At 60.9% G+C, this 26456-nt stretch carries 21 protein-coding genes; 3 read left to right on the top strand and 18 right to left on the bottom strand.

Features of this window, described 5'->3' with window-relative positions; all coding sequences use genetic code 11:
• Positions 1-159 precede the first annotated feature (159 nt).
• From RG2_RS04505 to RG2_RS04495, 3 genes are all read right to left on the bottom strand, one after another.
• The gene (locus tag RG2_RS04505; RefSeq protein WP_033236954.1) at positions 160-705 is read right to left on the bottom strand and encodes a hypothetical protein; all 546 of its coding nucleotides are present in this window, start codon (positions 703-705) and stop codon (positions 160-162) included.
• A 420-nt stretch (positions 706-1125) separates the two neighbouring features.
• On the bottom strand, positions 1126-2319 hold the full coding sequence (locus RG2_RS04500) for a DUF6615 family protein (protein ID WP_133637952.1): 1194 nt from the start codon (positions 2317-2319) through the stop codon (positions 1126-1128).
• Between the two features lie 184 nt (positions 2320-2503).
• Positions 2504-3250, bottom strand: coding sequence for an abortive infection system antitoxin AbiGi family protein (locus tag RG2_RS04495; RefSeq protein WP_080711877.1), 747 nt, complete (start codon positions 3248-3250; stop codon positions 2504-2506).
• A 158-nt stretch (positions 3251-3408) separates the two neighbouring features.
• On the opposite strand from RG2_RS04495, the gene RG2_RS31425 reads away from it, so the two are divergent.
• Positions 3409-3813, top strand: a complete 405-nt coding sequence (locus tag RG2_RS31425; RefSeq protein ID WP_133637951.1) for a hypothetical protein — start codon at positions 3409-3411, stop codon at positions 3811-3813.
• On the opposite strand, the gene RG2_RS04490 is transcribed toward RG2_RS31425, so the two are convergent.
• Positions 3770-5467 carry a hypothetical protein gene (locus RG2_RS04490; RefSeq protein ID WP_133637950.1) on the bottom strand — a complete coding sequence of 566 codons (1698 nt, stop codon included), beginning with the start codon at positions 5465-5467 and terminating at the stop codon, positions 3770-3772. The genes RG2_RS31425 and RG2_RS04490 overlap by 44 nt on opposite strands.
• A 363-nt stretch (positions 5468-5830) precedes the next feature.
• On the opposite strand from RG2_RS04490, the gene RG2_RS04485 reads away from it, so the two are divergent.
• Positions 5831-6706: a glycosyltransferase family 2 protein gene (locus tag RG2_RS04485; protein ID WP_033236957.1), complete on the top strand. Its 876-nt coding sequence runs from the start codon at positions 5831-5833 to the stop codon at positions 6704-6706.
• Positions 6707-6721: 15 nt separating this feature from the next.
• Here RG2_RS04485 and eutC read toward each other — a convergent pair whose 3' ends face one another.
• The 9 genes from eutC to mftE all read right to left on the bottom strand — a co-directional run bounded on the left by eutC (position 6722) and on the right by mftE (position 17822).
• Complete coding sequence (gene eutC, locus RG2_RS04480) at positions 6722-7495, bottom strand: ethanolamine ammonia-lyase subunit EutC (protein WP_033236958.1); 774 nt, start codon at positions 7493-7495, stop codon at positions 6722-6724.
• The gene (locus RG2_RS04475; RefSeq protein WP_033236959.1) at positions 7492-8904 is read right to left on the bottom strand and encodes an ethanolamine ammonia-lyase subunit EutB; all 1413 of its coding nucleotides are present in this window, start codon (positions 8902-8904) and stop codon (positions 7492-7494) included. The genes eutC and RG2_RS04475 overlap by 4 nt, the downstream gene beginning before the upstream one ends.
• Positions 8901-10364, bottom strand: coding sequence for an ethanolamine permease (gene eat, locus RG2_RS04470; protein WP_116538729.1), 1464 nt, complete (start codon positions 10362-10364; stop codon positions 8901-8903). The genes RG2_RS04475 and eat overlap by 4 nt, the downstream gene beginning before the upstream one ends.
• A gap of 112 nt (positions 10365-10476) precedes the next feature.
• A complete protein-coding gene (locus RG2_RS04465) occupies positions 10477-11049 on the bottom strand; it encodes a DUF779 domain-containing protein (RefSeq protein WP_033236960.1) in 573 nt (190 codons plus the stop codon).
• Between the two features lie 58 nt (positions 11050-11107).
• Complete coding sequence (gene adh, locus RG2_RS04460; RefSeq protein WP_033236961.1) at positions 11108-12631, bottom strand: aldehyde dehydrogenase; 1524 nt, start codon at positions 12629-12631, stop codon at positions 11108-11110.
• Positions 12632-12796: 165 nt separating this feature from the next.
• Entirely contained in the window at positions 12797-14104 is a 1308-nt protein-coding gene (locus tag RG2_RS04455; RefSeq protein WP_033236962.1) for a sigma-54-dependent transcriptional regulator family protein, read from the bottom strand.
• Between the two features lie 73 nt (positions 14105-14177).
• Entirely contained in the window at positions 14178-15665 is a 1488-nt protein-coding gene (gene mftG, locus RG2_RS04450; RefSeq protein ID WP_033236963.1) for a mycofactocin dehydrogenase MftG, read from the bottom strand.
• Positions 15662-17059 carry a mycofactocin biosynthesis glycosyltransferase MftF gene (gene mftF, locus RG2_RS04445; protein ID WP_033236971.1) on the bottom strand — a complete coding sequence of 466 codons (1398 nt, stop codon included), beginning with the start codon at positions 17057-17059 and terminating at the stop codon, positions 15662-15664. Before mftF ends, mftG begins: the two co-directional genes overlap by 4 nt.
• 70 nt (positions 17060-17129) lie before the next feature.
• Complete coding sequence (mftE, locus tag RG2_RS04440) at positions 17130-17822, bottom strand: mycofactocin biosynthesis peptidyl-dipeptidase MftE (RefSeq protein WP_033236972.1); 693 nt, start codon at positions 17820-17822, stop codon at positions 17130-17132.
• 165 nt (positions 17823-17987) lie between these two features.
• On the opposite strand from mftE, the gene RG2_RS04435 reads away from it, so the two are divergent.
• Positions 17988-19226 carry an HNH endonuclease signature motif containing protein gene (locus tag RG2_RS04435; protein ID WP_072782310.1) on the top strand — a complete coding sequence of 413 codons (1239 nt, stop codon included), beginning with the start codon at positions 17988-17990 and terminating at the stop codon, positions 19224-19226.
• Positions 19227-19283: 57 nt separating this feature from the next.
• On the opposite strand, the gene RG2_RS04430 is transcribed toward RG2_RS04435, so the two are convergent.
• The 5 genes from RG2_RS04430 to mftC are packed head-to-tail and all read right to left on the bottom strand — an operon-like array spanning position 19284 to position 26454.
• Positions 19284-21233, bottom strand: coding sequence for a mycofactocin system FadH/OYE family oxidoreductase 2 (locus tag RG2_RS04430; RefSeq protein WP_033236395.1), 1950 nt, complete (start codon positions 21231-21233; stop codon positions 19284-19286).
• Positions 21233-22054, bottom strand: coding sequence for a mycofactocin-coupled SDR family oxidoreductase (locus RG2_RS04425; RefSeq protein WP_033236396.1), 822 nt, complete (start codon positions 22052-22054; stop codon positions 21233-21235). Before RG2_RS04425 ends, RG2_RS04430 begins: the two co-directional genes overlap by 1 nt.
• Entirely contained in the window at positions 22051-23994 is a 1944-nt protein-coding gene (locus tag RG2_RS04420; protein ID WP_033236397.1) for a mycofactocin system FadH/OYE family oxidoreductase 1, read from the bottom strand. The genes RG2_RS04425 and RG2_RS04420 overlap by 4 nt, the downstream gene beginning before the upstream one ends.
• Before the next feature lie 26 nt (positions 23995-24020).
• The gene (gene mftD, locus RG2_RS04415; RefSeq protein ID WP_033236398.1) at positions 24021-25199 is read right to left on the bottom strand and encodes a pre-mycofactocin synthase MftD; all 1179 of its coding nucleotides are present in this window, start codon (positions 25197-25199) and stop codon (positions 24021-24023) included.
• A gap of 40 nt (positions 25200-25239) precedes the next feature.
• Positions 25240-26454, bottom strand: a complete 1215-nt coding sequence (gene mftC / locus RG2_RS04410) for a mycofactocin radical SAM maturase (protein ID WP_033236399.1) — start codon at positions 26452-26454, stop codon at positions 25240-25242.
• Positions 26455-26456: the final 2 nt, after the last annotated feature.

Genomic DNA, 26456 nt, shown 5'->3' with positions numbered 1-26456 from the left:
GTAGTGATCCGGCTCACCCCCGCACTACCCCCGAAAGGGGGTGGGGGGTGATGCGCATCACGCTTCATGTCCTGAAGTAACGAGTTTCACTTCGCTGTGACACGACGAAGGCCGTCCGACTCCCGGGGGAGACGGACGGCCAACTGCGAGAAACTACGCTCAGTTCTCCGACTTGCCAGCCGCCTCGCACAACTCCTGGCGGATCTCCACCCACACCGTGGCGTACGAGTCGATTCCCTGTTCCGCAATCCACTTCGACTCCCCCGCTTGAACTTTCGCAAGCGCGTCGGAGAACAAGTCCTGATACCGCGACAGGCGCGGAACAAACGCGGACAGATCGTCGAACACGTTGGACGCGCGGCGATCCAGCTCTGCCAGCGACGCGGCGTCAGCACTGGCGAGGAGAGCTGAGAATTCCTCGTCCAACGGCAGGAAGGCTTCGAGGACCTCGAGAATCGAATCCTCGTCGATGGACACGCGCTCGGCATCGAGCTGATCGTTCAGCTCGGCGAGACCCTTGTCCGTCAGACTGATCTCATTGTCGCTCTCCACGGCCTTACCCTGTTCGACCAGGGCGTCGTACGCGGCCTGTCCGGATGCCGCACTCACTCCCAGGTGCTCGGCAAGAACACCCGATCCGACGCGTTCCTTGAGCCGCACCGACTGAAGCAGCGCCAATTCGTCCACGTTGCCGGCAAAGGCCATCGTTCTCTCCTCATCACGTGCCGCCTTGGCGGCTCTCACACTGGTGCGACATACCGAAAAAGAATCGCAAGCCCTGACGGGCTCGACAGCAATCACATCACAGGAGCGGCCACACCAGCGCTGCTACCTGCGATCAACGCAAATCCGACACAGCGGCACGTCGCATTAGTAGCAGACATACTCCGACCGATTTCCAATGGAAACCTCTGACGCGAACCACTATTGCCTCACACTAGCGGCCGGTCCGACCACTTGGCCTACTCTCCGTGGGCCAGAAAACCGAGATTTCAGAGCCTTGATTCCCTGACACGAAATAGCCCTGAGCAGACCGGCCGCGCGACGCACTCATGAACGTCTCTCACCATCAGCACTGTCTGGAAGGTCACCGCTTCCCTGCGAACCCATCGCACTCGTACTTCGTCAGCCGCGGTCGAGCAAGCGCGCGTCGTAAACGACGACGTGTTTTGGTAACGCGCCCAACTCAGCTAGAGGATGGTCGAATCGTTCGTACGACCTGTACGCATTGTCATCACCATCGAGCTTCCCATTGATGCCCGGATAGGACACTTCTTCAACAGACTCTTCGTAGAGCGATTCGCCATCCCTCACCGCTCGCACATACCCGGGCAACGGCGGATAGTGCTCGTCCCCGTAACCCTGCATCGCATGCCTGCGCATGAACTCAGGAGACTGACGATCCACATAAATCTTCGGAGCCGGGGTATCACGTACTAGGAGGCCGGGGAGGGCCCACTCGACCGGCACGCCATCACTGACCAGGTGCCGATACCGTGCCAAACCAATTGGCTCACCTACATCGTTTCGTCCAATGTCCATTATGTGCAAACGACGCAGATTCGCGAGCAGTTGTACCGCCAAATTTCCTTCATCCCGACCCGACGGGTTGTTCCCTGACATGAGCCAAGCCACTGATTCCGCGACTTCGTCTACACCCAGTCCTCTAACATCTTCAGGGACTGGACGTAACGTGGGTCGATCGAGCAGGCACGACCAGGGAAGTGCAAAGGGACGGATTTTCACGAGCGGGACGTCCGCGATCGTATCCTTATCTCCCCTGAATCGCCGCCGGACGGCGTCCGCGTTGACGACGGTGATTCGGTCACCGCATGGACCTAGACAGCAACGATGTTTGCTGTATTTTGTACGTGATGCCTCGTTGTAGAGAGCATAAATCGCTAGTGCCCCTACACTTTTCGCATGCTTCACTAGAACGTCGATCTGCTGTTGCGGGTTCGCAGATTTGGGTGCGATGACATGGTTGATCTTGTAGTGACCACCAATCTGCCTACCGCGGGTTTGCGGCCACCACTTTTTTGCTTGAACTATAATCTGAATCCATCGCCCGGAGGTATCGGAAATCCACCACTCCCAGTCTGCGCCATTCTTCGCTTCTTTCGCATGCGCGAATGATTGAATGCGTAATTCGGGGATCTTCTTCGCAAGCTCAAGCAGGATCCGCTCCGTAATTCCTTCCTCACCCTGCCGCACTCCGTACCGCTCCCCTTCTCGAAGGTCATAGCCGGTCTTCTTCGCCTGCTTGAACATGGATGTGCCGAGTGTCGATCCCGCGCCAGATTCATTCGAGGTTGCCATGCCAGCCAGTATCTCCGATCGCGAAACGCAGCAGTGCAAATATCTTCCGCTGCAGCGGCGCTGACCATTACGTTCTGCCGCCGGTACGAAACCGCGCAGCACAGCGAACCCAGCGCAGTACCAACGACACTCTCCACACAGATAGTCCCCGAACCCACGTACCTGCCTCAGAGATCAGTTCTCCCTAAGTATCCAGGATTGACATCATTCGCTCAAGCGACCAAGTCGGATCTAGAATCGGCACATCACGGGTTTTCCATGCTGTCGCGAGGTCTCGGATTTCCCTACTCAAGTCGTCATGCTCAGCCTCCGGCGCGAATACAGCAGATACATCCTTCGAACCGAAGACGAAATCACCCCGACACCTCCACTCACGTTCCCACGAAAAATCCTTGTTCACACCCAGGGTCTGCTCCATAAATGGAAATAGTCGTAGCATCCGATACCGTCCCATCTTTGCTGGATCCGCTTTGCCTCCACTACGAATGTGATTGATACAGTCCTCGACCATCACGTTCACATCCTTGGTAAGCCAACTCCGGTTTCCCACGTCCATATTGAGATACCACACCGGATTGCAGTCTCTTTGTTTCGCAACGGATTTCGTGAACACGATCCCATAAGACGTAAATCTACAGGACCGTCCGACAATCTCTTTGACCATCATCGAACAGTGCTCCAGAGGCGTCTCCGTGAAGCAGACCACCTTCTGACTCAATCCCGCGCCGTCTAAGGCACCCGCCTGCTCAGCGCCGAATTCGTTCACCAGCGCCTTGGCCATCCCGAAATCGGTCTTCGCATCGATCGTCCCGCCATCAAGGATGCTCAGTAGATTTACCCTCGCGGGAGAGTCGGTATCGCGCGTGAAATGAATCAGATACGGGCTCAGATCTGCCCGAGTTTGCAAGAGGTTTTCAATTCGTTCAGCCATAACCAAGAATGCTAGTTGTACGAGCTGTAGACGCTAACGCGACGCCCGCGAGAAGCGGCAGGAAGTCGTACGCAGAGCAGGCGAATGCGGTCGACGGTCATTGTAATAAGCAATTCACACTTCGATACGGCGCGTCGTTAAGTCTCGATGATGTACTCATGGAAGTGCAGCAGTTCTTCGACAAGCAGGCGGTTGTAGCGTTCGACCATCCCGTTGCGTTTCGGGTGTGTGCAGCTTCATCTGATAGAGCCGCGTTTTCTCGCAATGAAGACGTGAATCTGCTGCCCGGTAACGGAACAGAAGCACGACCACCTTGTCGATTTCCACTCATGAAGGAATATTTCGCGGCGCAAGGCGAAACTATGACAGACACTGGGTCAGAAGTGTTTTCAGCCGTCGTTGGCAGAAGCATCGGCCAGGTAGGTCCTTCAGCGCTCTTGGGCGGCAGCTCCCCTGCCGGCTATCGCGCCGTTACGGGTCAATATCTCCTGCCCGATGCCGGAATTAGCGCGGCAACAACTACGCCAGCGGGCGTGTTCTGTGCCTATGCGAGTTGTTCATGATCGCATCCAGCGCCGCATCGCTGGGATCGATACCGGAATAGTTCGAGACAAGGGTGAACGCCACCTTTGCTACCTCTTCCGAATGGAGCGACAGAATACTGATCGTCTCTCTCGCCACCAACGTGGCCAAAAGCTCCAATGCGTGGCCCCGTGCAGTGTAGATAGCATTTTCGCCGTTAGCGTCCAGTTGCAACTCCTTGAGCAGATTTCGAGCACCCGCCCAGTTAGGATCCTTATGGGCATGTGCGTACTCGCCCAAGGCCCGATTGAGTGCTGCCAGACGTTTCCATCCCGCCGCCTCAATCCACCTCTGCGGTTTCGAATAGCGCGACGCCAGTTCCACGGCCTTATCCGGCTTCATTCGGATGACACGCACTGTCGCAATCTGTTCCAAGGTACATCTCAATGACGCCATTGCACGGTCGTCATCCTCAAGCCAGAGCCAATATGCCGAACGTAATGTCGAAGAAACTAGAGCCAGCGGCGCAGACGCTGTTGAAAGAGCTGGCGACTGGCGAGTCCACAACGCGGCAACTCCGGCCAACTCGGCAATTATCACATAGTCCGTTCCTCGCGAAGTCAATGCCTCGACATCGAATTTGTCGCCGAGTTGTTCGCACTCGACTTCCATCGCCCGTAGCGCAAACCGCGCGCTTGCATGTCGGTGAGCGGTAAACGCTAGGGTTGCGAACTCGTCATCCCGGTACAACCGTCCTTCTGGACGAATACCGAAAGCCAGCGATTGATAACGCGCCCTTTGACCGGCCAAGTATCGAACGTTGCATTCTGCGAGTCCTTCTCCTGGCGCGAGCGGCATTACAGCTTGAAGCGTCGGCAACACTGCGGCGAGGGGGTACGAACTGGCTTCGGGGGGAAGATCTTCGTCATCCATAGTAGGCGGCGAATATCGATCGAGCCAGATTCGTCTGTCGATCAGGCCGAGGGCATCGCTATGCAGTCCTTCGCGAAAGAGCGCCGCGGCTGTCATATATCTGATCTGTATCAAACTTAGGCTAAGCGCGTCGGCGATGACCGAAACTGCGCTGTGTGCGACGTCGGGGACATTGAACCTGTCCAACAGCTCGGCAGCCTCCCACCACAAGCCCCCTTCGCACAATCGCGCATGCATGATTTCGCTGAGGATTCCGTATGTGATTGCGGGACAAACCTCTTCACCATTGGAGAGGAAGACATGTTCGTGATCATCGTCGGGCTCTTGTGCATTTATTGCAAAGCCATCGTCCAGTGAATCAACCTCGTCCAAGCTTTCCGCCATTTTCCCGGGGTCTGGCATCGATCCATCGCCTCGCTCTGCATAAGCAGTCCATGCGCGAGCGATGAAATCCTGAATTCCCTCGTCTGCACGGTTGTGGACATCGACTACGGGAGCCATGATGGCAGTCCATCGTTCGAGTTGTTGCCGAGCGATAGTGGCGGCCGCTACGAGTTGACCGGCCAAGAGCAGCCGGGACGCCGCAACACAGCTGTCGACTCCCCACGCCAGATCTCGCGGCCACGTTCCGTAGTAAGCAGATGGAATGCGGTCCAATGTCAAGTTCAGTTTGCGGTGAGCCGCATCCAGCATTCCCAAGGGCGCTAACAGTTCGATAGACCGCGCCCGGTACTGATCCGGTAACTGAGTGATGTTCTCCATCCTCCGGTTATGGCGGGCGATCAACGTTTGAGCAAGCCGATCGGGTCCGGATACACATATTCTTTCGTAATCACGCACGGAGGTACCCACACGCCGCCCACGATCATCGGCGCGCTTCGCTCGCTTTTCTGCGTTGGTCATACGGCGGTTAGGTGGCGGCCTTGGCTTATTTCTACCCACATTGGCAGAGTACGGACGTCGAACGACCTGTTAGTTAACGGGTTCGACAGCGGATGCAACACCTCCGATTTGCGTATGGGGTTTCACTGTTCGGGCATATTTGGTGCGTGCGACGTTTCGCGCGCATGAGACAGCGGCAATTCCGACGCAGCGGCTTTATCGGGCATACGGTATCTTTGGCGCGTGAAACCGCACCTTGTGTCCGTGGTGATCCCGGCGTACAACGCCATGGACCACATCGGCGAACAGCTGAATGCCCTGTCCTCCCAGGACTACGACGGAGCGTTCGAAGTCGTCGTCGCAGACAACGGCTCCACCGACGGTCTCGCGCACTTCATCACCAACCATCCGTCGACCGATGCCCTCTCGCTCCGCCTGGTGGATGCGTTGGCCGGACGAGGCGGCGGCTACGCACGCAACGTCGGAGTTGCCGCATCCAGTGGCGATTTCATCGCATTCTGTGACGCAGACGATCGCGTCCACCCGTCGTGGCTCAGTGCGATCGTCCGCGCCGCCGAGAACTCGGATGCCGTTGGCGGAGTGGTGGAAACCGCGTCGATCAACTCGAGTGAGGTTGCCACGTGGCGCACTTTCACCGGAACGCAGTTCGGCAGTGAGGATTTCCTCCCCTACGGCATTACCTGCACCTTCGGCATCTGGCGCGCAGCATTCGACAAGGTCGACGGATTTGATCTCCGATACGTCAATTCCGGCGAGGATATCGACCTCTGCTGGCGCCTGCAGTTGGCCGGCATGACGCTGGCACACGCACCCGATGCCGTGGTTGCCTACCGTCTTCGTGACACGTACAGCGGAACGTGGAATCAAACCCGCGCCTACGGAATCGCCACGGCGCAGTTGTACTCACGGTTCCGCCAACACGGTCAGCGCCGGACTGCCCCTCGTATCGTCGCCGCGACTCTCCTTGCCCTGCTTATCTTCAACCCACTTGTGCCCCAACGGATTTGCCCCATGTCTCGCGGTAAGTGGTTCGTCCACGCCGGCAATCTGGTGGGGAAGGTTCAGGGAAGCATCAGATATCGAGTGCTCTTCATCTGAGCACTGTTCTGGGCGCTACTCGAGGGTCAGCACCTCACCCGATGCCAACTGGTCTGCCCGCGACGTGTCTTTGAGGCCGACACCGGAACGCCCCAGCTTCCGGGCACCGGCCACCAAACCCGCGACAACGCGGGCTGCCTGCTCGTAACCCAGACCTTCCGGTGGATGGATGTTGGAGATGCAGTTTCTGTCCGCGTCAGTGCGTCCGACTCGAGGAAGATGGGTCAGATAGATCCCGACGCTGTCGGCAACCGAGAGTCCGGGCCGTTCGCCGATCAGGACCACAGCAGTCTGCACACCCATTGCCGCCGCGATGTGATCACCCAACGCAACCCTCGCATTGGTCGCGATGACGGGCGGCGCAATCGAATACGTCGTTCCCAGCACGGCAACAAGCGCTGCGAGTAACTGCTCACCGTGATCCATGAGGGCGCGCGGTGAAAGTCCGTCCGCGAGAATGAATCCAATGTCCTGGTCCGACTTTTCGATCGCACGCAGATCAGCCGGCCGGCGTCCCAAATCGGGTCGGCGTAAGTACTCGCTCCGGGTGGACGCACCGCTGGTGACCACCACGGGCGCTCCGATTCCGACGGCTTCGACCCGCCGAGCGAGAATCTCCGAATCGAGCGGAACGTGAACGGCATCTCGCGCGGCGGCGTGAGCGGCCTTGAGCTCGAGCACTCGTGTGGTGGGCAACGAATCTCCGGTGCGGCCCAACCCGATTCGAGACTGCGTTGTCGAACGGAGCGGACTCCAGAAATCGACAACCGGTGCCGCGTCGTCGCTCATCGGTTCACCGTCAGTGCTCGCAGCGGCGAGAGGGAGGCGTCTACGGGCAATAATCGTCCATCTCCGTCCGTCATCCCCAATCCGTGCAGCCATGCCTCGAACTCCGGGGCGGGTTGCAGCCCCAGCACCCGGCGCACGTACAACGCGTCATGGAATGCCAGACTCTGATACCCGAGCATCACGTCGTCCGCCCCGGGAACCGCGATCACAAATGCCGCACCCGCCACGCCGAGCAGGGTCAACAGGTTGTCCATGTCATCCTGGTCGGCCTCGGCGTGGTTGGTGTAACACACGTCAACGCCCATCGGCAGTCCCAACAGTTTGCCGCAGAAATGATCCTCGAGGCCCGCTCGGATGATCTGTTTACCGTCGTACAGGTACTCAGGCCCGATGAATCCGACGACGGTGTTGACCAGGAGTGGTTCGAGGTCGCGGGCCACCGCGTACGCGCGCGTTTCGAGAGTTTGTTGATCGACGGGAGCGCCGCCGGTGCCGAGGTGAGCGCCGGAACTGAGCGCCGAACCCTGCCCGGTCTCGAGATACATGACGTTGTTCCCGACAGTCCCCCGGTTCAAGGACCGACCGGCTTCGTTACCTTCTCGGAGCAGCGGAATACTCACTCCGAAGCCGGAATTGGCGCCTTCGGTGCCGGCAATCGACTGGAAGACGAGATCGACCGGTACACCGGATTCGATCAGTCCGATCGTCGTGGTCACGTGGGAGAGCACGCAGGATTGTGTCGGAATCTCGAATCGCTGCCGGATGTCGTCGAGGAGGTGCAACAGATCCGATGTGGCCTGCGGAGAGTCCGTTGCCGGGTTGATCCCGATGACGGCGTCGCCGCAACCCAGGAGGAGACCGTCGAGCGTGGCCGCGGCGATTCCCCGCGGGTCGTCGGTGGGATGGTTGGGTTGTAGCCGGGTGCTCAGCCGACCAGGCAGACCGATGGTGGTCCGGAAGCCTGCGGTGACGTTGATCGCCTTCGCGACCGCAATCAGATCCTGATTACGCATGATCTTGCTGACCGCCGCTACCATCTCCGGGGTCAATCCAGGACTCACCGCCGCAAGTTGTGCCGCGGCACCTGGCGCCGACGCAGTCTCGAGGAGCCAGTCCCGCAAGCCGCCGACGGTCAGGTGCGCGATCGGTTGGAACGCCAGACGGTTGCGACTGTCGATGATGAGCCGAGTGACCTCGTCGTCCTCGTACGGAACCAGGAGATCTTCCAGAAATACTTTCAACGGAAGATCTGCCAGAACCCACTGGGCAGCAGCGCGTTCCGCGTCGGAGTGCGCCGCGCAACCGGCCAGTTCGTCACCTGATCGAAGTGGTGTCGCCTTGGCCATGAGGTCGACGAGACTCTCGAACGAGTAAGTCGTGCCCGAAACCTGTTGGTGGTACATGCTCATTCCAGTTCTTCTTCCGCCTGTGCAAGTACAGCAAACTCCTCGTCCGGCGAGTTGGCAACAAGATGATGTCGACTGTAGAGACCAAAATAGGCCATGAGAACACCGAACGCGACGAGCGTGAGAAGTGCTGCGATCGGATCGACCAGGAACGTGGCGACCACGGATATCGCTGCGACGACAAGAGCAAATGAAGTGGTGGCAATTCCGCCGGGAGTCCGATACGGACGGGGCATGTTCGGCTCCCGCTTGCGAAGCACGATGTGGCTCACCATCATCAGCACGTAGCTGACAGCCGCGCCGAACACCGCCATGTTCAGCAGCATCGCGCCTTCTCCGGTGAGCGACAGGGCAAACCCGACGACTCCGGGGACTACGAGCGCAAGTGTCGGGGCCTTGCGTTTGTTTGTCACCGACAGGTTCTTGGGCAGGTATCCGGCACGCGAGAGCGCAAAGGTCTGACGGGAGTACGCGTACATGATCGAGAAGAAACTCGCGACCAGGCCGGCGAGCCCGATGTAGTTGACGACCTTGGCGGCGCCACTGTCACCAAGCGCTTCGACCAGCGGGTTTCCGGACGTGGACAACGCGTCGGCACCCAATGCGCCCGTCGCCAGGAAGAGAACGGCTGCGCCCGTGACGATCAGGATCAGCATGCTGATGATGATGCCGCGCGGGACGTTCTTCTCCGGCTCGCGCGCTTCCTCAGCTGCGAGCGGAACACCTTCCACCGCAAGGAAGAACCAGATCGCGAAGGGAACTGCTGCCCAGATTCCGATCAAACCGAAGGGCAGGAACGACGACGACCCGGCCGCGGAAGTATCGACGGCGATGTCGGTGAGATTCGACGAATCGAACAGTCCCACAGCGGAAACCGCAAAGACGACAAGGCCGACGAGAGCAATGGCGGTAATCACGAACATCGCTTTGAGCGCCTCACCGGCACCGGTGAGGTGAATGCCGATGAAGATCGCGTACACCGCGAGGTAGACCCACCAACCGTCGGTGATTCCGAACAGATTGAGCGACTCGACGTACGCACCGATGAACGTCGCGATGGCAGCCGGTGCGATGGAATACTCGATGAGAATCGCAGTGCCGGTGGCAAATCCACCCCACGGACCCAAGGCACGACGGGCGAACGTGTACCCGCCACCAGCAGCCGGGAGAGCCGACGACATCTCGGCCATGCCCAGCACCATCGCCAAGTACATGCCGGCGATGACAACGGCAGCAATCAACAGACCGCCGAATCCGCCCTCGGCCAGTCCGTTGTTCCATCCCGCATAGTCGCCGGAAATCACATAGCTGACTCCCAATCCGGCCAGCAGCACCCATCCTGCCGTGCCTTTGCGGAGTGTTCGTTTTTCGAGATACGAATTGTCTTCTGCATGAAAATCGGCGCCGTCGTGGTGCGCGCCCGTCGACTTGTCCGGCACGTGCTCGGAAAGAGACATGTCCATCCTCTGAATCGGTCAAGAATTCAACGACGCCAGTGCCCGGCGCCGCGTGGCTCAACAGTATGGGTGAGAAGTAACTAGCAATCGCCGCGGCGATGACGGGACCGTAAAACGCTCAGGCTCGGCCGGCCATGCCCGGAACCGGGCAAGCGTCCACCGCTTCGGCCACAACCTGAGGGACTGTTGGCGGAAGGGGACGCACCCCGGCCTCCCACTGCGCGCCGACCAAGATCGCGGACGAGTTGAGCGCATCGTTCTCTTGCTGCGTGAAAGCCCGTGCTCGACTGAGGAATCGGAATCCTTCAGGAGACTCCAGACTGAAACCGCTGCCACGACCGGGCACAACGTCCAGAACCAGCTGGGTATGCTTCCACGCTTCGAATTGGGATCCGGAAATCCAGACCTGAACGGCGTCCGTACCCGCGGGCAGGTCGACCGGAACCTCACCGACCCCAAGCCGCAGATCGATGACGCCGAGCAGTACGTCACGGTCACCGACGATGAATTCGCCTGCGGGATAACACATCGGTGCGCTGCCGTCGCAGCATCCACCGGATTGGTGCATCATCAGTTCGCCGTGGTTTCCGCTGAGGCGGCGCAGAAGATCAGCCGCCCCAGCGGTAGTCACGAGACGGGGTGGAACGACGCCTGCCGTGTCATCAGTTGCGGTGACATCAGTAGCGTCCATTCCAGCCTCCGTGTGTTCGTATTCTCGTGTTGTCTTTACCTGGTGCGCGAAGCGAGGATCAGAAGAATCCCTGAGCCTTCTGCGCGTAGCTGACCAGGAGGTTCTTGGTCTGCTGGTAGTGCGAGAGCATCATCAGGTGGTTCTCGCGACCGATACCGGACTGCTTGTATCCACCGAAGGCGGCATGTGCCGGGTACTGGTGGTACGTGTTGGTCCACACTCGGCCGGCCTGGATGTCACGGCCCGCACGGTAGGCAACTCCACCATCACGCGACCAGACGCCGGCGCCGAGACCGTAGAGGGTGTCGTTGGCAAGTTCGATGGCCTCGTCGTAATCCTTGAAGGACGTGACGGATACGACCGGGCCGAAGATCTCTTCCTGGAAGATGCGCATCTTGTTGTTGCCGGTGAAGACCGTCGGCTGCACGTAGTAGCCGCCGGAGAGGTCGCCGCCCAGTTGAGCCCGCTCGCCGCCGGTGATGACCTTGGCGCCTTCGGCCTTGCCGATCTCGATGTAGGACAGGATCTTCTCGAGCTGATCGTTGCTGGCCTGCGCGCCGATCATGGTGTCGGTATCGAGCGGATCACCTTGGCGCACAGCCTTGGTGCGGATGGCAGCCATTGCGAGGAAGTCGTCGAAAATATCTTCCTGGATCAACGAACGCGACGGGCACGTGCATACCTCGCCTTGGTTGAGCGCGAACATCGTGAAGCCTTCAAGCGCCTTGTCCTGGTAGTCGTCGTTAGCGGCGAGCACGTCGGAGAAGAAGATGTTGGGGCTCTTGCCACCGAGTTCGAGGGTGACCGGGATCAGGTTCTGCGACGCGTACTGCATGATCAGGCGTCCGGTGGTGGTTTCACCGGTGAACGCGATCTTCTTGATGCGCGGGCTCGATGCGAGCGGCTTGCCGGCCTCGACGCCGAATCCGTTGACGATGTTGAGAACACCGGCAGGCAGCAGGTCACCGATGATGCCGATGAGGTGCAGGATCGAGACGGGCGTCTGCTCGGCAGGCTTGAGGACGATGGCATTTCCGGCAGCAAGTGCGGGAGCCAGCTTCCACACGGCCATGAGGATCGGGAAGTTCCACGGAATGATCTGACCGACTACACCGAGCGGCTCGTGGAAGTGGTACGCCACGGTGTCGGAGTTGATCTCCGAGAGCGAACCTTCCTGTGCGCGAATCGCTCCCGCGAAGTAGCGGAAGTGGTCGATGGCAAGCGGGATGTCCGCGTTGAGGGTTTCACGAATCGGCTTGCCGTTGTCCCAGGACTCGGCAAGCGCGATGGATTCGAGGTTCTCCTCCATGCGATCGGCGATCTTGTTCAAGATGATTGCGCGCTCGGCAACAGAGGTCTTGCCCCAGGCCGGTGCCGCCGCGTGTGCTGCGTCGAGAGCGAGCTCGATGTCTTCCGCGGTGGAACGTGCCACGTCGCAGAAGTTCTGTCCGGTCACCGGCGTCGGATTCTCGAAGTACTGACCCTTGACCGGAGCAACCCATTCGTTGCCGATCCAGTTGTCGTATCGAGACTGGAAGGACATGATCGCGTCGGCGGTACCTGGGCGGGCGTACACGGTCATTGCAAGCTCCTATGTAAACGTGATCTTCCTGGGCACAGTCCCGAGATCGGTGACTGCAGTCCCACCCCCCGGCGGGGTGTGATTCACAACACTAGGAGTTGCAACGTTGCAACTACGTTGCGTCGGTGCAATGCGCCCGTTCGGTCGGTGCAATGTGCCCGTTCCTCAGAGTCCGAGTTGCCGGTCCAGCAGGTCGATTTTTGCCTTGACCTGCGAATACAGTGCAGATTTCGGGTCGAGTGTCGACAGATACGCCTCCCAGACGACCGAATCCTCCCGGCCATGGACCGACGTGGTCCACTTGGCGAGAAGGTTGGCGTCGCCGCCGCGAAGAAGCGCGGCCTGAACCCGAGTGCGCAGTTCGTCCCGGATGGCGTCGATGCCCGGAGCGGTGGATCCACTCAGGACCGGGCCGGAATACAAGCGCAAGGCCGTCGCTGCGTCACCGCGATCCAGAGCCTTGCGGACGTCGTCGACGTCGGTGGCGAACTCGGTAATGATGCGATAGGGCCTCGACGCCAACCGATCGGCGCCGAAAACCTTACGAAGGCGAGACATCTCGGCGCGAACAGTGACACCGTCCAATTCACCTTCGTCGAGGAGAACCGCAAGGTGATCGGCGCTGAGCCCTTCCGGATGTTCCGCGAGCAGAAGCAGGATCTCGGCGTGACGTTGTGAGACCGGAATCCGCTCACCGCCACGTACGAGAGTCGGTCGTCCGCCGCCGAACGTCTCCAGCCTCGGAGCTGAGGCAGTGAGCGGGATCGGCGAGTTGAGCAGGTGGAACCGCAGTTCCGATTCGGCGGCGGCCACCGTCGCACGAATCAACGACAACACTTCCGGGACGGCAACCCGAGGTCCACCGGTGATGTCGATGGCGCCGAGAATCTGTCCGGTCGTGGGGTCGTGGACAGGCGCGGCCGAACAACTCCAGTCGTGCACGGTGCGGTTGAAATGCTCCGAACCGAAAATCTGTACCGAATGATCGAGCGCGAGTGCCGTCCCCGGAGCATTGGTGCCGACGCGGTCTTCACTCCAGTCGGCGCCTTCGACAAAATTCATCGACAGTGCCCGGTCCTTGGCGGCACTGTCGCCCTCCACCCAGAGCAACCGACCGTGTGCGTCGCTGATCGCGATCAGCAGGCCTGTATCCGCTGCATCCTCTACCAGCAGTTTTCGAACCACCGGCCGGATGAGAGACATGGGATGGGACGAGCGATAACTCTCGAGATCCAGCCCCTCGAGCATCTCCGGAGCACCGACGACGTCAGGATCGACGCCCTTGTTTCGACTACGCATCCAGGATTCGAGCACAACGGACCGCACGCGCGAATCGTCCGCTATTGCAGCCCCGTCGTGGGCATCGATAAAGGATTGATGGGCACTCGACAGTCGACGTGCCAGCACCGCTACGTCATCTCCGGGCCGCACTGCTACCCACGGGTTGCCGTACACAGCCTGTTCACGTGCCATATTCTGCGTTCCTCCGCTCCCCTGCCACTGTAGTGCCGATCACATCACAATGGTGAAGATGGTCGGTTGCTCTTCACGCCCGCGCAGCGTCACGCACCAGTTCACTTGCTCGTTCAGCCAGCATCACCGCAGTTGCATGGGGACCGCGAGTGGGAATCACCGGCATGATCGATGTGTCGACAATACTGAGTGCCTCGACGCCGAGGACACTGCATCGATCGTTGACAACCGCATCCGGATCGAACTCCGAACCCATGACGCAACTTCCCGACATGTGCAGCGACGTGCCCAACCGCGATTCGATCCACTCGTCCGAATATTCGATCTCGGGCCGCCGGATCATCCCGGTCTTCGCAATGGTTTCGAGCAGGTCCTCCGCGATCTGTATTCCCCGCCGGAGGACTCGACGATCGTGCGCTGAGTCGACATAGTTGTATCGAATCCGCGGCGATCCACCGGGCGCCTTCGGATCGAGCTCGACGGTTCCGCGGCTGCGCGGAGCCATCAGCACCACTCCGATCCCATGATCCATCTGCGGAATTCCGGGTACCAAATCTGTGAACGACGCTGTGTACGGACGTATTTCGAGGTCCGCGTCGTTCAGAGCCATTTCCAGCACCGGGGTCTGCGGCCGCAATGCCTCCGGAACCGAATACCGGTAAGGCAGCAGCACTTCCGGGTGATCGACAAAACCCTGCCCCACGCCCGGAAGGTCGACCACCACCGGAACATCATGAGCCACAAGCTGATCAGCCGATCCGACGCCGGAAGTGAGGAGCAGGAGCGGCGTCGCAACCGCGCCGGAGCACACCACGATGTGGCGCCCGCGGATGCGCCGCAACGCTGTGCCGTCGAGGACATCGACGCCCACCGCCCGCGTCCCGGAGAACACGATCCGCAGCACGGTGACACCGACATCGACGGTGAGATTACGACGCCCCATCGCCGGCAACAGGTAGCCGACCGCAGTACTGATACGACGATGGTCCGAGATATTCAACGGGACCGGGCCGACGCCGTTCGAATCCGGCGCATTCTTGTCGGCGTCCTCGGGGAAACCCGCTGCAAGTGCCGCGTCATGGAACCGACTGCTGAATGGATGCATGTCGTCGAGTTGGCGCCGACGCACCGGAATTGGACCATTGTCACCGTGATACGGCCCGCCGAAATCGTGATCGGTCTCCGACTTCCGGAAGTACGGCAGCACCTTCTCGTAACTCCAGGAATCGGGCCAGAGGTCAAAATCTGTGCGCGTGGCCCTCGCGAAGTACGCACCATTTACCGCGCCGCTCCCACCGAGAGTTCGCCCACGCGAGACGGTGGCACGTCGACTTGGCGTCAATTCGACCGGATACGTCCAGGTGTGTTCACTAGCCGGTCCCACCGGGAGCAAATACGGATCATCGAGGACACCCGGAAGATCAACCGTCGAACGATATCCACTTCCTGCCTCGAGAAGAAGCACCTGCGCGGCCGGGTCCTCGCTGAGTCTCGCCGCGACCACACAGCCCGTGGTGCCGCCACCGACCACCACGAAGTCTGCGCGATCCGGAACGCTCACTTGGTGATTCGGGGCTTCAATGCCGCCAGGTCGCGCGCCTCGATCGCACCACGCCACAGGCCGAATCCGTACGCGACGTCGTCGGCCCGTTTGAACAACACGTACCGAACCGGACCCAAACCACCTGGCTCGCGGTGCCGATACCAGTCCACCAGCCCTTCACTGACGGCCGCGGCAATCGCCAATCGCCGGATCTTGCGTGAGCTGATCACCGCCAACAGCGTCACCGGCCAATAGTGACGGCACATCGCCGACGCCAATTGCCAGAACCCGCCCACAAATCCTTGGGCAGTGAGAATCGCCGCGATGCGCGTCGGCTGCGTCAGACCAGTGAACATCTTCCGCAACCGGAACACGGTGAACAGCAAAGCGCCGAGCGCTCCGGCCAACCCCGACTTGGTGAGCGTTGCTGCCGCAACACACGCGAACAGCGTCGAGACCGACATCGCCATGGGCGGCACCGAACCCGGATGGCGTGCAGCCAACGGCGCAGCGCCGGTTCCGTAGAAAGCTCGTCTGCTGAACCATTTGCCGAACTGAACCCGATGGTCATGGGCGACATTGGCAACCGGTTCGTAGCGCAGTCTCCAACCGGCTGACTGCAGGCGCCAACAGAAATCGACGTCCTCGGCCACCTCGAGGTTTTCGTCGAATCCCTCGCAGTCCAGAGCCACGTCGCGCCGCACGATCATGGCCGCACTGGGTACGTACGACACCGGACTGCCGGACTTGACGGCGGCTTCCTTCCGCCCGAGATCCAGGGAGGAACGCATACTTTCATACCGAGCCAGTGACGTCCCGTAAGGATCGAGGGCCACAATTCGCGGCGCTACCAGCGCCACACCAGGATCACTGAAGTGCCCTAGCATCAGCTCGAGCCAGCCTGCTCGCGGAATGACGTCGGAGTCGAGGAACGCCACGAAACATGTTTGTGCCGAACGCAATCCCGTATTACGGGCCGACGAGGGACCACGCGCGTACTCGTGCCGGACAACAGTGACAGTTCCCGTACCCGGGTAGTCCCGCCGCGGATCGAGAGGAACGTCGGACCCGTCGTCGACAACGATCACCGCCAGATCCTTGAGCACCGGCAACAACCGCTCGATGCCGGCAACGTTGTCCTTGACCGGAATCACGACAGTGACGTCAGCCGCCGACGGCGTCGACATGGGCCGAGGATTCGCGACGCCCGAATCGAGCAAATGGCGCGCCACCGCGGCGCTCTGGTGGTCGACAACCTCGAGGAAGCCGTCGCCGATCATCGCCGCTGCTGTCGGAGCCAGTTTGAGCATGCGCGTAGGCGAACCGCCGATGAGCACGCGGCCACCCGAGTACGTGCGAACTTTGGGATCCAACCGAATGCCGAAGCCGTCGGGGAGTCGTGCGGGTCGCATCAGGCGATCGTCAGGGAAAACACCGCGAATCGGTTCGGGTAGATCGCCCGCCCCCCATCGGTAACAACCATCACCGAAGCCTCCCATCCGGGCCCGGACTCCACCGGGCCAGTCCATCCGTCACACGTTGCACCAACTCGTCGAAAATGTGCGCGCCGTCCACGGCACTTGCCTGAACTGGATCACCCAGAACACCGTTATCCGACACAGCGACCATACCGCCCGAACGCAATCCTGGCATCAGGTCTGAGATAGGAGAAATATTTCCTACCTCCGCCAGGTTCATATCCACACATTCCGGCGAAAGGTGCAGTAAGAGGCTGGTTTCTGTCTTGCCCGCATGGGCGTCCGCCCCCGGAACCGCACAAGGCACCCAAGCTGCATCCCGGCCTTCGTATCGCAACAGCGCCACAGCCTTTGCCAACGCCGGACCGTTTCCACCATGACCGTTGACAAACAGCACCCTCTTCGCCCACCGGAATGCCGACCGTCCGTACTCGACAACCACCATTTCCATGACCTCGGCGCCGATGGAAATCGTCCCGGCAAAACCCTCGTGCTCCCCGCTCGCTCCGTACTCGAGGGCCGGGGCAACCACGACGCCAGGAAGCTCGTTCGACACCGCTCTCGCAATTCGGGTATCGGTGTCCAGCGGCAAGTGCGGGCCATGCTGCTCGAAAGAACCGACCGGAACCACGACGGTGTGCGCAGACCCCTCGAGCCCTGGGCTCGGGATAGCGGACAGTTCACGGGTTTCGGTCATGATGAGATCATATTCGTCGGCCGTTCGCGCATGGGCAGCACACATGGCCGATTTGTATCAATGTATCGAATATTATTGCAAGTCAACATGTCTCGAGAGAATATTGACGGGAACCTGTCCGATATGTCCCTCGGAATCGAAATCCTGTTCGATTAGAATTGGCCCATGGACAGTCGGGAAGCGTGGCAATACGACGGCGAGGGCCTCAAGACCGAGGTTCTAGGACTCGCTCGCGCCCGGCACGAGATGCAGTCCCGCATGGTTGTGATGATCACGGAAATGTTCACCCGCGACACCCTCGGCGGCAAAGGATTCCGCGCTATCGCGCAGTGGCTGCACCTGTCCACCAATCTCGAGATCGGTGAATGCAGTCAGTTGGTGGGCCTGGCGCGGTTGTTCATGCTCGAACCTGTTGTCGGACAAACCTTTCACGACGGTGACATCGACGCGTTGAAAGCGCGTCAGGTTGCCCACTTCTGCCAGCACCCGCCCAAGAACATGAGCCTCGCCGACGTCGAGAAAGCCCGCGAGATCCTCCTGGCCCTCGCCTCGAAAAAGGTCACCGACTGCGATTCCGTCCGCGCGGCTATACGGCGGATCCAGAAGCAGTACGGCAACCGTGCCGACGGAGTGCCAGCCGGTGAAGACTCCGAGCTCAACGAGTTCTACGCCTCCCGCGGTTTGTACGGGCGAGTCAGCGTGAAAGGTGACCTCGACGCCGTCAACGGTGCCCGTCTCATCGCACTACTGTCCGCCCTCTCGGCGCCCACACCGGAGAAGGACGGTGTGAAAGACGAACGCACCCCGGCACTTCGACGCGCCGACGGATTCTGCGAAATGCTGCGCCGCTACGAAGCCGCGGGTCTCGGTCCCGTCGAAGGCGGCGTGAAACCGCACCTGACGATCACCGCCACCGCAAAAGACATGACCGATCTTCAGGCCCTCAAAGACATGCTGCCCTCCACCGAGGAACTCGGGTATGCGATCACCAACTGGGCCGGCCCCATCAGCCTCGACACCGCCCGAATGCTGGCCTGCGACTGCGAGGTCACCCGAATCCTCCTCGATAGCAACGGTGTTCCCCTCAATCACGGCATGAAGGCACGCCTTGCCAGTGTCCCGCAGCGGCGGGCCCTGACGGTTCGGGACGGCGGATGTGCCTTCCCCGGTTGTGGCACCCCACCGGGCTGGTGCGATGCCCATCATCTGATTCACTGGCTCGATGACGGCCCAACGGACCTCGACAACCTGATCTTGCTGTGCGGTCACCACCATCGGATGATGCATCACACCGAATGGCGTGTAGACATCGGAGACGATCGAAAGACCCGGTTCTATCCACCGATGTCCGTGGATCCGTATCAAGTTCCCGTTCCCGGGAACACACCGCCGACAGCGGCCTGAAAAACCACCGTGTGCACCGGGGATCAAACACGCCCCGGTGCACACGCCTGCGTGCGCTTAGAGGCTCACTGCAACCCTGTGACCTTCAATGACGGCACTGTGCGAACGCCTCGGCGACAGAGCATCACCAATTCGGTAGACCTCGAAGGAACTGCCACGCAGCCCATTCCACAGTTCATCCACCGGCTCCTGCTGCGTCGCAAACACCACCCAGTCCGCAGCAACAGACTCGGACACTCCTGTCGGATGGTGCACCAGTTCGACACTCACTGGACCTTCGCCGTGCACCGCGGTCACCATCAGATCCGTACGCTGAACTATCGACTTCTCATGCGCCCGACGGTTCCAGCCTTCGAAATCCAAAGTGATACTCAAATCTTGGGCCACAACCATCCCGTTGGTAGCGATCGTGACGGCGCACCCGCGATCTGCGAGGAACTCCGCCACCGACGCGCCCTGGTGGAATCCCAGTTCGTCAAACACCAATACGGAACCGCTCGGCAGCACCTTCCCGTCGAGCACGTCGCGAACACCCACAACTCTGCGCAGGTCGCCCGCCCACACCGGGCGCACTGGCTTTGCTCCCGTCGCCACCACCACCACATCCGGGGCCAACTCGATCAGCCTCTCCGCTGTCACTTCAGTATCGAGTTCGATGGCGACTCCGTCTCTGCGGCATTCGGATTCGAGGTTTCGGATCAGATCACCCAGTTCCCGGCGAGCAGGCATCACGCAGGCAGTACGGATCTGCCCACCAAGAACGGCGTCGCGCTCGAACAGCGTCACCCGATGCCCACGCTGCGCGGCGGTAGCCGCTGCCTGCAGACCAGCCGGCCCGCCGCCGACAACAACTACGCTGCGGCCCTGCAACCGCGGCCGGGGTAAAGCAACGGACTCTCGTCCGGCCCGCGGGTTCTCCGTGCAACCCAACCAACGGTTGAGCCCCATCCGTCCGACGCATTCCTGGTTGCAGGACAGGCAGGTTCGCACCTGCGAGGGCTGGCCTGCGCGTGCCTTGTTCACAAAATCCGGGTCTGCGATCTGGCCGCGCACTACCCCCACTAGATCGCACAGACCTTCGTCCAACGCCTGCTCAGCCTGTTCCGGTGACTTGAATCGGCCGACACCGATCACGGGAAGTGACACCACTTCCTTGATCGCCGATGGAATGAAGTTCGCGTAACCTTTCGGCACCGCCATCGATGCCTCGATCAAATGCAAAGTCTCTGTGGCCATGCCGATAGCGGTGTTGATGTAGTCGACCTGACCGTCGGCTTCCACCAGCTGCGCAGTCAGGACCGCGTCAGGCAACTCGATACCACCGCTGGTTCCTTCGTAACCGCTCAGACGAACTCCGAGAATTCGATCAGGGCCGATGGCGCGGCGAAGAACTCGCAACACTTCCAGGAGGAACTGGGCACGGTTCTCAGTAGCACCGCCGTACCGATCCGTTCGCTGGTTTGTCGACCGCGCCAGAAATGCTCGGACAATCGACGACTGCGACGCCTGCAATTCGACGCCGTCGAACCCGCCGGAGATACAGTTCCGCGCGACCAGCGAAAAACCGTCGAGGATCTCCGCTATATCGCCGTCGTCAACAGCCTTGGGGACTTCCCGGAACAGTGGATCGGCTATAACACTGGGCGCCCAGAGCGGGAGCCTCGAATACGTTCCGGCGCCCTGTCCTCCATTGTGATTGATCTGAGCGAGGATCACCGACCCGTGCGCGTGCACGGCATCGGTGATCCGGCGATAGCCCTCGACCACATCGGGCCTGTATCCGGCGATCATCTTCTCGTACGGTCGATCCGACGGATGAGTCGAATGTTCCTCACTGATGATCAACCCGGCGCCACCTCGCGCCCTCGCCTCGTAATACGCGGCATGCTGCGCCGTCGGCAACCCGTTCTCTGCATAGTTGGTCAGGTGCGCAGAGAACACCACCCGATTACGCAGGGTGAAATCGCGCAGGCGCAGCGGCTCGAAGAGACGAGGATATGACGTCATCAGACCTTGGAGTTACCTTGATCAAGAGCGATGTGGCTTGCCGTCACGGTGCGTGAACCGTCACCGGCCAACCACACGACGGTATCGGAGATCTCGTCGGGCTCGGCAAAAGCCGTCTCCGTGAGAATGGGAGTGAAGTTCGGGAGGTATTGCGGGTAGTTCTGGAACACGGCGAGAGCGCCCTGATCAACACCCATCGGGGTATTGACCCCGTACGGATGGATGGAGTTGACGCGGATCCTGTACTCCCCCAGTTCCTTTGCCGCCGCCTGAGTGAGACCGACCAAACCGAACTTTGCGCTTCCGTAGTGCGCCTGACCGGGCATCGCCTTGAGTCCGGCGACCGAACTGATCACGACGATCGAACCACCGCGGCCACCCTCGATGATGGACGGCACCGCCGCTTTGAGCGTTTTCCACACACCGGTGAGGTTGATGTCGATGAGGGTTTCCCACTGCTCGTCCGACATCTCCCAGAATCGATTCCAGTTGCAGACGCCCGCATTGGCCACCACGATGTCCAGTCGACCGAACTGCTCGACACCGTCCTTCACCACAGCGGCGAGCGCGGCACTGTCTCGAACGTCAGCCTCACGCGCGAGGATCTTGCCGCCCTCGGCTTCGACCAGGCGGACGGTCTCAGTGAAATCTTCCGAGGTTGCCGCGTCGTAGGTGTTGTGCTCGGCAACCGCACTGCAGACGTCGATCGCAATGATCGACGCACCCTCCCTGGCCAAGCGAATTGCGTGTGAGCGGCCCTGACCACGCGCCGCGCCCGTAATGAATGCAACACGGCCTTCGAGTGAACGTACCTGGGTCATGAATCGATCCTCTCCACGGAATTGAAACCTGTTCCAGTAGTAAACCCTGCGCGGCGCCCTTCGTGGATGGATTCGAGAACAGTTCTCGGAGCAATCGTGTCGCCGACGCCGGCCCACACCGAATAATCGCCTGCCGGACAGTGCAGGGAACTGTCAGGCAATCGAGGCGAGCAGTCGATCACGGTCGCGCACCGGATTCCTGCAGCGACATCCGTGTAGACGTTCTCGATACGCACGCAGCCGTCGACAACCGCACGTACCCGCGAGGAACACACTCGGTTCACCCCAGCCTGCTGAAGTCTGGTGTTCGCTCCGACAAGGTCGCCGCTCATTCCCAACCGGGAACCGACGATTGTGTCAGGTGTGACGATCGAGACCTCGAGTCCACACAGTGCCAATTCCTCTGCAACTGCAACACCTATCGGCCCACCCAACGGATCCACAAGAACAACAGGGCCTTTGATCGAATCGCCGCCAAGCCTCTGCGCCTGCGCCGCGTCCATCCAGAGCACGGATGTGTCCACGGAGTACGTCGGCGGCCTGGAAATGCTGCCCGACGCGATCACCACGCCTCCATGGCCTCGTGCGTCGTCGATCTCCGGTGGGCTGACTGTGTGCTCGGTCAGCATGGTGACGCCGCTGCGACGGCATTCGTCTTCGAGCCACTGTGCAAGCAAGGAAAATCGACTGCGCCCCTTCCCCTGCGCAAAGGTTCGGATCATCCCGCCGAACCGTGACGATTGTTCGGCAACGGTGACGGCAGCGCCGCGCCCGGCCAGGATTCGTGCAGCTTCCAATCCCGCAGGTCCGCCCCCGACCACAAGCACCGGGCCGGTAATCGAATCCTGCTCGCGCTCATCAGGATCGATCGTCTCGAATCCTGCACTCGGATTTCCGACGCACGTCACCACCGGATTACGCGGATCGCGCACAAGGCACGTTTGATTGCACAGAACGCACGGACGTGGCTGATCTCCGCGGGCTGACTTCACCACCAGATCCGGGTCGGCGATCTGCGCTCGGGTCATTTCCACAAAATCCACATGCTCGAGCACGTCATGGGCGTCCGCGATGTCGACGACGCTCCCCTGCAACACAACCGGAATCGAAACTGCGGCCTTGACGGTTCGGCACAGTTCACGATTGAAGTTCGGTTCTGCGTGAAAGTCCGGGCGATACCCCGCGGTCGAGTAGAGACCGCCGCGCACCACAACCAGCAGATCGAGATACCGCTCCAGCTCACTGGCATACCCGACCGCGAGCTCCGGCGTGACACCCGCCCATGGCGCCTGCTCGTCGCACGACAACCGCAGGGAAACCACACGGTTCGCACCGACAGAGCCGCGAACTGCGTGCAGGACTTCCCGCAGCAGCCTCAGCCGATCACGTCCGTACCTGTCCGCGCGCGTATTGGTCAACCCCGAAAGGAACTGCCGCAGAATGCTTCGCGGGCCGGCATCTATCTCGATCCCGTCCATCCCCGAGTCCACGGCAAGCGCTGCCGAGGTACGGAAACCCTCGACCACAGCATCGATGTCGTTCTGTTCCATCATCATCGGCAACTCGCGTGTCACCGGATCAGCGACCCTCGACGGCCCCCACAGAACCGACTGCGAGTAGGCGCTCGATCCCTGAATCCCGGTGTGCCCCAGGCTCGCGAGGACCAGGGTGCCGTGCGGCGCGCATGCCGATGAGATCGCTCGCCAACCCGGCCCACACCGAGATGCCAGCGGCGCACGCTCGTATGGCCAGTCGTTCTCCAGAACCGACGCCGTTTCGGTGACTACGATCCCGGCTCCGCCCTCGGCGCGGCGCTGGTAGTACGCGCGGTGCCGATCCGAGAAAACTCTTCCCACAGCAAGATTGGTCTCGTGCGGACCGAAAACAACCCTGGACCGGACAAGGTGTCCGGCCAGGGTTGTGTGTTCGTGAAGGCTCAACTCACAGCTCGATCAGAGCCAGAGGTTCAGCTCGCGCCCAGCGTGCGGGTGAAGCCTTCCGGAATGACCAGGTCATCCTTGCTGAGCTCGGTGATGGACGAATGGCCGAGACCCATGAGGCCCGAGTCGATGCCCATACGCATGAGGTCGAGTACGTTCTCGACACCGGCCTGGCCGTTTGCCGAGAGGCCCCACAGGTACGCGCGGCCGAGCATGACTGCCTTGGCGCCGAGCGCAAGAGCCTTGACGACGTCGCCGCCGCGTCGGATGCCGCCGTCGAGAACAACTTCCACCTGATCGCCCACAGCTTCGGCGATACCCGGAAGCACACGGATCGGCGCCGGGGTGCCGTCGAGGTTGTTGCCACCGTGGTTGGAGACGGAGATCGCGGAGACACCGGCGTCGACTGCACGCTTGGCGTCGTCGATACGCATGATGCCCTTGAGCATGAACGGGCCACCCCACTGCTCACGCAGCCAGGCGATGTCTTCCCACGTCGGGAGCGGAGTCTGCATCCATTCGCCGTACGCGCCGAAGAACGTCGGTGCCGGCTGACCGGGAGCCGCAAGGTTGGGTGTTGTCAGGTCCGGGATCTTGCCGGTCTTGGCGTACTCCAACAACCATTTCGGGCGCATGATGCCTTCGGGCGCGAACTGGAACATCGCCTTGAGGTCCATCTTCTCGGGGATGGCCGGGCTGCCCCAGTCGCGGCCGTACGAGAAGGACCAGTCGGTGGTGATGATCAGGCCCTTGGCGCCGGCAGCGCGAGCGCGCTCCATACGCTGTAGGAGCACGTCGCGGCTACCGACCCAGTACATCTGGAAGAACACCTGCGGGTTGGCCGCAGCGACCTCTTCGATGGACTTGCTGGCAAAAGAACTCAGACCGATGGCCGTTCCCCGCGCCGCAGCGGCCCGTGCAACCGCCACCTCACCGTCGGGGTGCACTGCCTGCACACCGGTCGGCGAGATCATCACCGGAAGCGAAATGTCCTGCCCCATAATGGTGGTGGCCATGTTCCGCTCGTTCGGCAATCCGGCCGCATGCGGAGCGAAACCCAGTTCGCTGTATGCCGCGACATTGTCGTCGACGGTCAGACCCTTTTCGGATCCGGCCACCAGCGCCGCATACACGGACTTGGGCAGCCTCTTCTGCGCACGTCGCTGTGCTTCAGCGACGGTCTCGAAGAATGCGTTCTTTGCCATCAATCAAACCTCTCGTATCGCAAGTAGCCCGGAAAGCTACTTACATTCCCGCTAGCGGGTTTTCGTCACAAATCTTGGCGGGGGGACGCATCATCAGTGTCAAGGGCACCGATGCGCGCGGGGTCTTACGTTGACCGGATCGTGAGTGGTCGACGCTGGACTTGGGGATCTCTCCCGCGCCGGCCAACGCCATTTCACCGTTTCCGATGACGCATTCGGGATCGGGTCCGTCCATCGGCAGGCCGGTGAAGAACTTGGCTGCCATGCAGCCGCCGCGGCAGGAGTCGTAGTGGTTGCACTTGCTGCACGCGCCACCGGTCTGCGGCGAACGCAGTTCCTGGAACAGGTCCGAGTGCTGCCAGACATGCTGGAAGCCACCGTCTTTCACGATGTTGCCGGCGAGGAACTGATCGTGAATCGCGAACGGGCATGCGTAGACGTCACCGACCGGGTCGATCAGGCACACAACTCGACCCGCGCCGCACAGGTTCAAACCGGGCAGTGCATCGCCGAACGCAGAGAGATGGAAGAAGGAGTCGCCCGTCAGGACGCCCTCACCGTTGGCGACCAGCCAGTTGTAGAGCTCACGCTGCTGCTCGGGACGCGGATGCAGATCATCCCACACGTCGGCGCCGCGGCCAGAAGGACGCAGGCGAGTGATGCGCAGGGTCGCGTCGTACTTGTCCGCGAGAGCCTTGAACTCGTCGAGCTGGCTGACGTTGTGCCGCGTGACGACTACGGAGATCTTGGCGTCCTTGAAGCCGGCTTCCTTCAGGTTGGCAAGCGCACGCTCGGCCATCGCGAACGAACCAGGCCCGCGCACAGCATCATTGACCTCAGCTGTGGCACCGTCGATGGAAATCTGCACGTCGACGTAGTCACTCGCCGCAAGCCGCGCAGCAACCTTCTTGTCGATCTTCACGCCGTTGGTGGAGAACTTCACGCCGACCTGGTGGTCCGTCGCGTAGTCGACGAGCTCCCAGAAATCGGAGCGCACTGTCGGCTCGCCGCCACCGATGTTGACGTAGAAAACCTGCATACGCTGCAGCTCGTCGATGATGGCCTTGCACTGCTCGGTGCTCAGCTCGTTGGGGTCGCGGCGACCTGACGACGACAGGCAGTGCACGCAGGACAGGTTGCAGGCGTAGGTGAGTTCCCACGTCAGGCAGATGGGGGCGTCGAGTCCGAGTTCGAACTGATCGACGAGGCGACCCACCGGTGCCGGCGTGGAGGGATGTTCAAGAACTGAGGTCATGG

The organism is Rhodococcus globerulus NBRC 14531 (assembly GCF_001894805.1).
Taxonomy (GTDB): Bacteria; Actinomycetota; Actinomycetes; order Mycobacteriales; family Mycobacteriaceae; genus Rhodococcus_F; species Rhodococcus_F globerula.
Note: the sequence above shows the minus strand (reverse complement) of the source record. Positions and strands in the feature narration are given on the sequence as shown.

Coding starts and splice junctions, on each gene's coding strand:
- RG2_RS04505 (WP_033236954.1), bottom strand. CDS start 705: ATGGCCTTTGCCGGCAACGTGGACGAATTGGCGCTGCTTCAGTCGGTG.
- RG2_RS04500 (WP_133637952.1), bottom strand. CDS start 2,319: ATGGCAACCTCGAATGAATCTGGCGCGGGATCGACACTCGGCACATCC.
- RG2_RS04495 (WP_080711877.1), bottom strand. CDS start 3,250: ATGGCTGAACGAATTGAAAACCTCTTGCAAACTCGGGCAGATCTGAGC.
- RG2_RS31425 (WP_133637951.1), top strand. CDS start 3,409: ATGGAAGTGCAGCAGTTCTTCGACAAGCAGGCGGTTGTAGCGTTCGAC.
- RG2_RS04490 (WP_133637950.1), bottom strand. CDS start 5,467: ATGGAGAACATCACTCAGTTACCGGATCAGTACCGGGCGCGGTCTATC.
- eutC (WP_033236958.1), bottom strand. CDS start 7,495: ATGAGCGACGACGCGGCACCGGTTGTCGATTTCTGGAGTCCGCTCCGT.
- RG2_RS04475 (WP_033236959.1), bottom strand. CDS start 8,904: ATGAGCATGTACCACCAACAGGTTTCGGGCACGACTTACTCGTTCGAG.
- eat (WP_116538729.1), bottom strand. CDS start 10,364: ATGGACATGTCTCTTTCCGAGCACGTGCCGGACAAGTCGACGGGCGCG.
- RG2_RS04465 (WP_033236960.1), bottom strand. CDS start 11,049: ATGGACGCTACTGATGTCACCGCAACTGATGACACGGCAGGCGTCGTT.
- adh (WP_033236961.1), bottom strand. CDS start 12,631: ATGACCGTGTACGCCCGCCCAGGTACCGCCGACGCGATCATGTCCTTC.
- RG2_RS04455 (WP_033236962.1), bottom strand. CDS start 14,104: ATGGCACGTGAACAGGCTGTGTACGGCAACCCGTGGGTAGCAGTGCGG.
- mftF (WP_033236971.1), bottom strand. CDS start 17,059: ATGCGACCCGCACGACTCCCCGACGGCTTCGGCATTCGGTTGGATCCC.
- mftE (WP_033236972.1), bottom strand. CDS start 17,822: ATGACCGAAACCCGTGAACTGTCCGCTATCCCGAGCCCAGGGCTCGAG.
- RG2_RS04435 (WP_072782310.1), top strand. CDS start 17,988: ATGGACAGTCGGGAAGCGTGGCAATACGACGGCGAGGGCCTCAAGACC.
- RG2_RS04430 (WP_033236395.1), bottom strand. CDS start 21,233: ATGACGTCATATCCTCGTCTCTTCGAGCCGCTGCGCCTGCGCGATTTC.
- RG2_RS04425 (WP_033236396.1), bottom strand. CDS start 22,054: ATGACCCAGGTACGTTCACTCGAAGGCCGTGTTGCATTCATTACGGGC.
- mftD (WP_033236398.1), bottom strand. CDS start 25,199: ATGGCAAAGAACGCATTCTTCGAGACCGTCGCTGAAGCACAGCGACGT.
- mftC (WP_033236399.1), bottom strand. CDS start 26,454: ATGACCTCAGTTCTTGAACATCCCTCCACGCCGGCACCGGTGGGTCGC.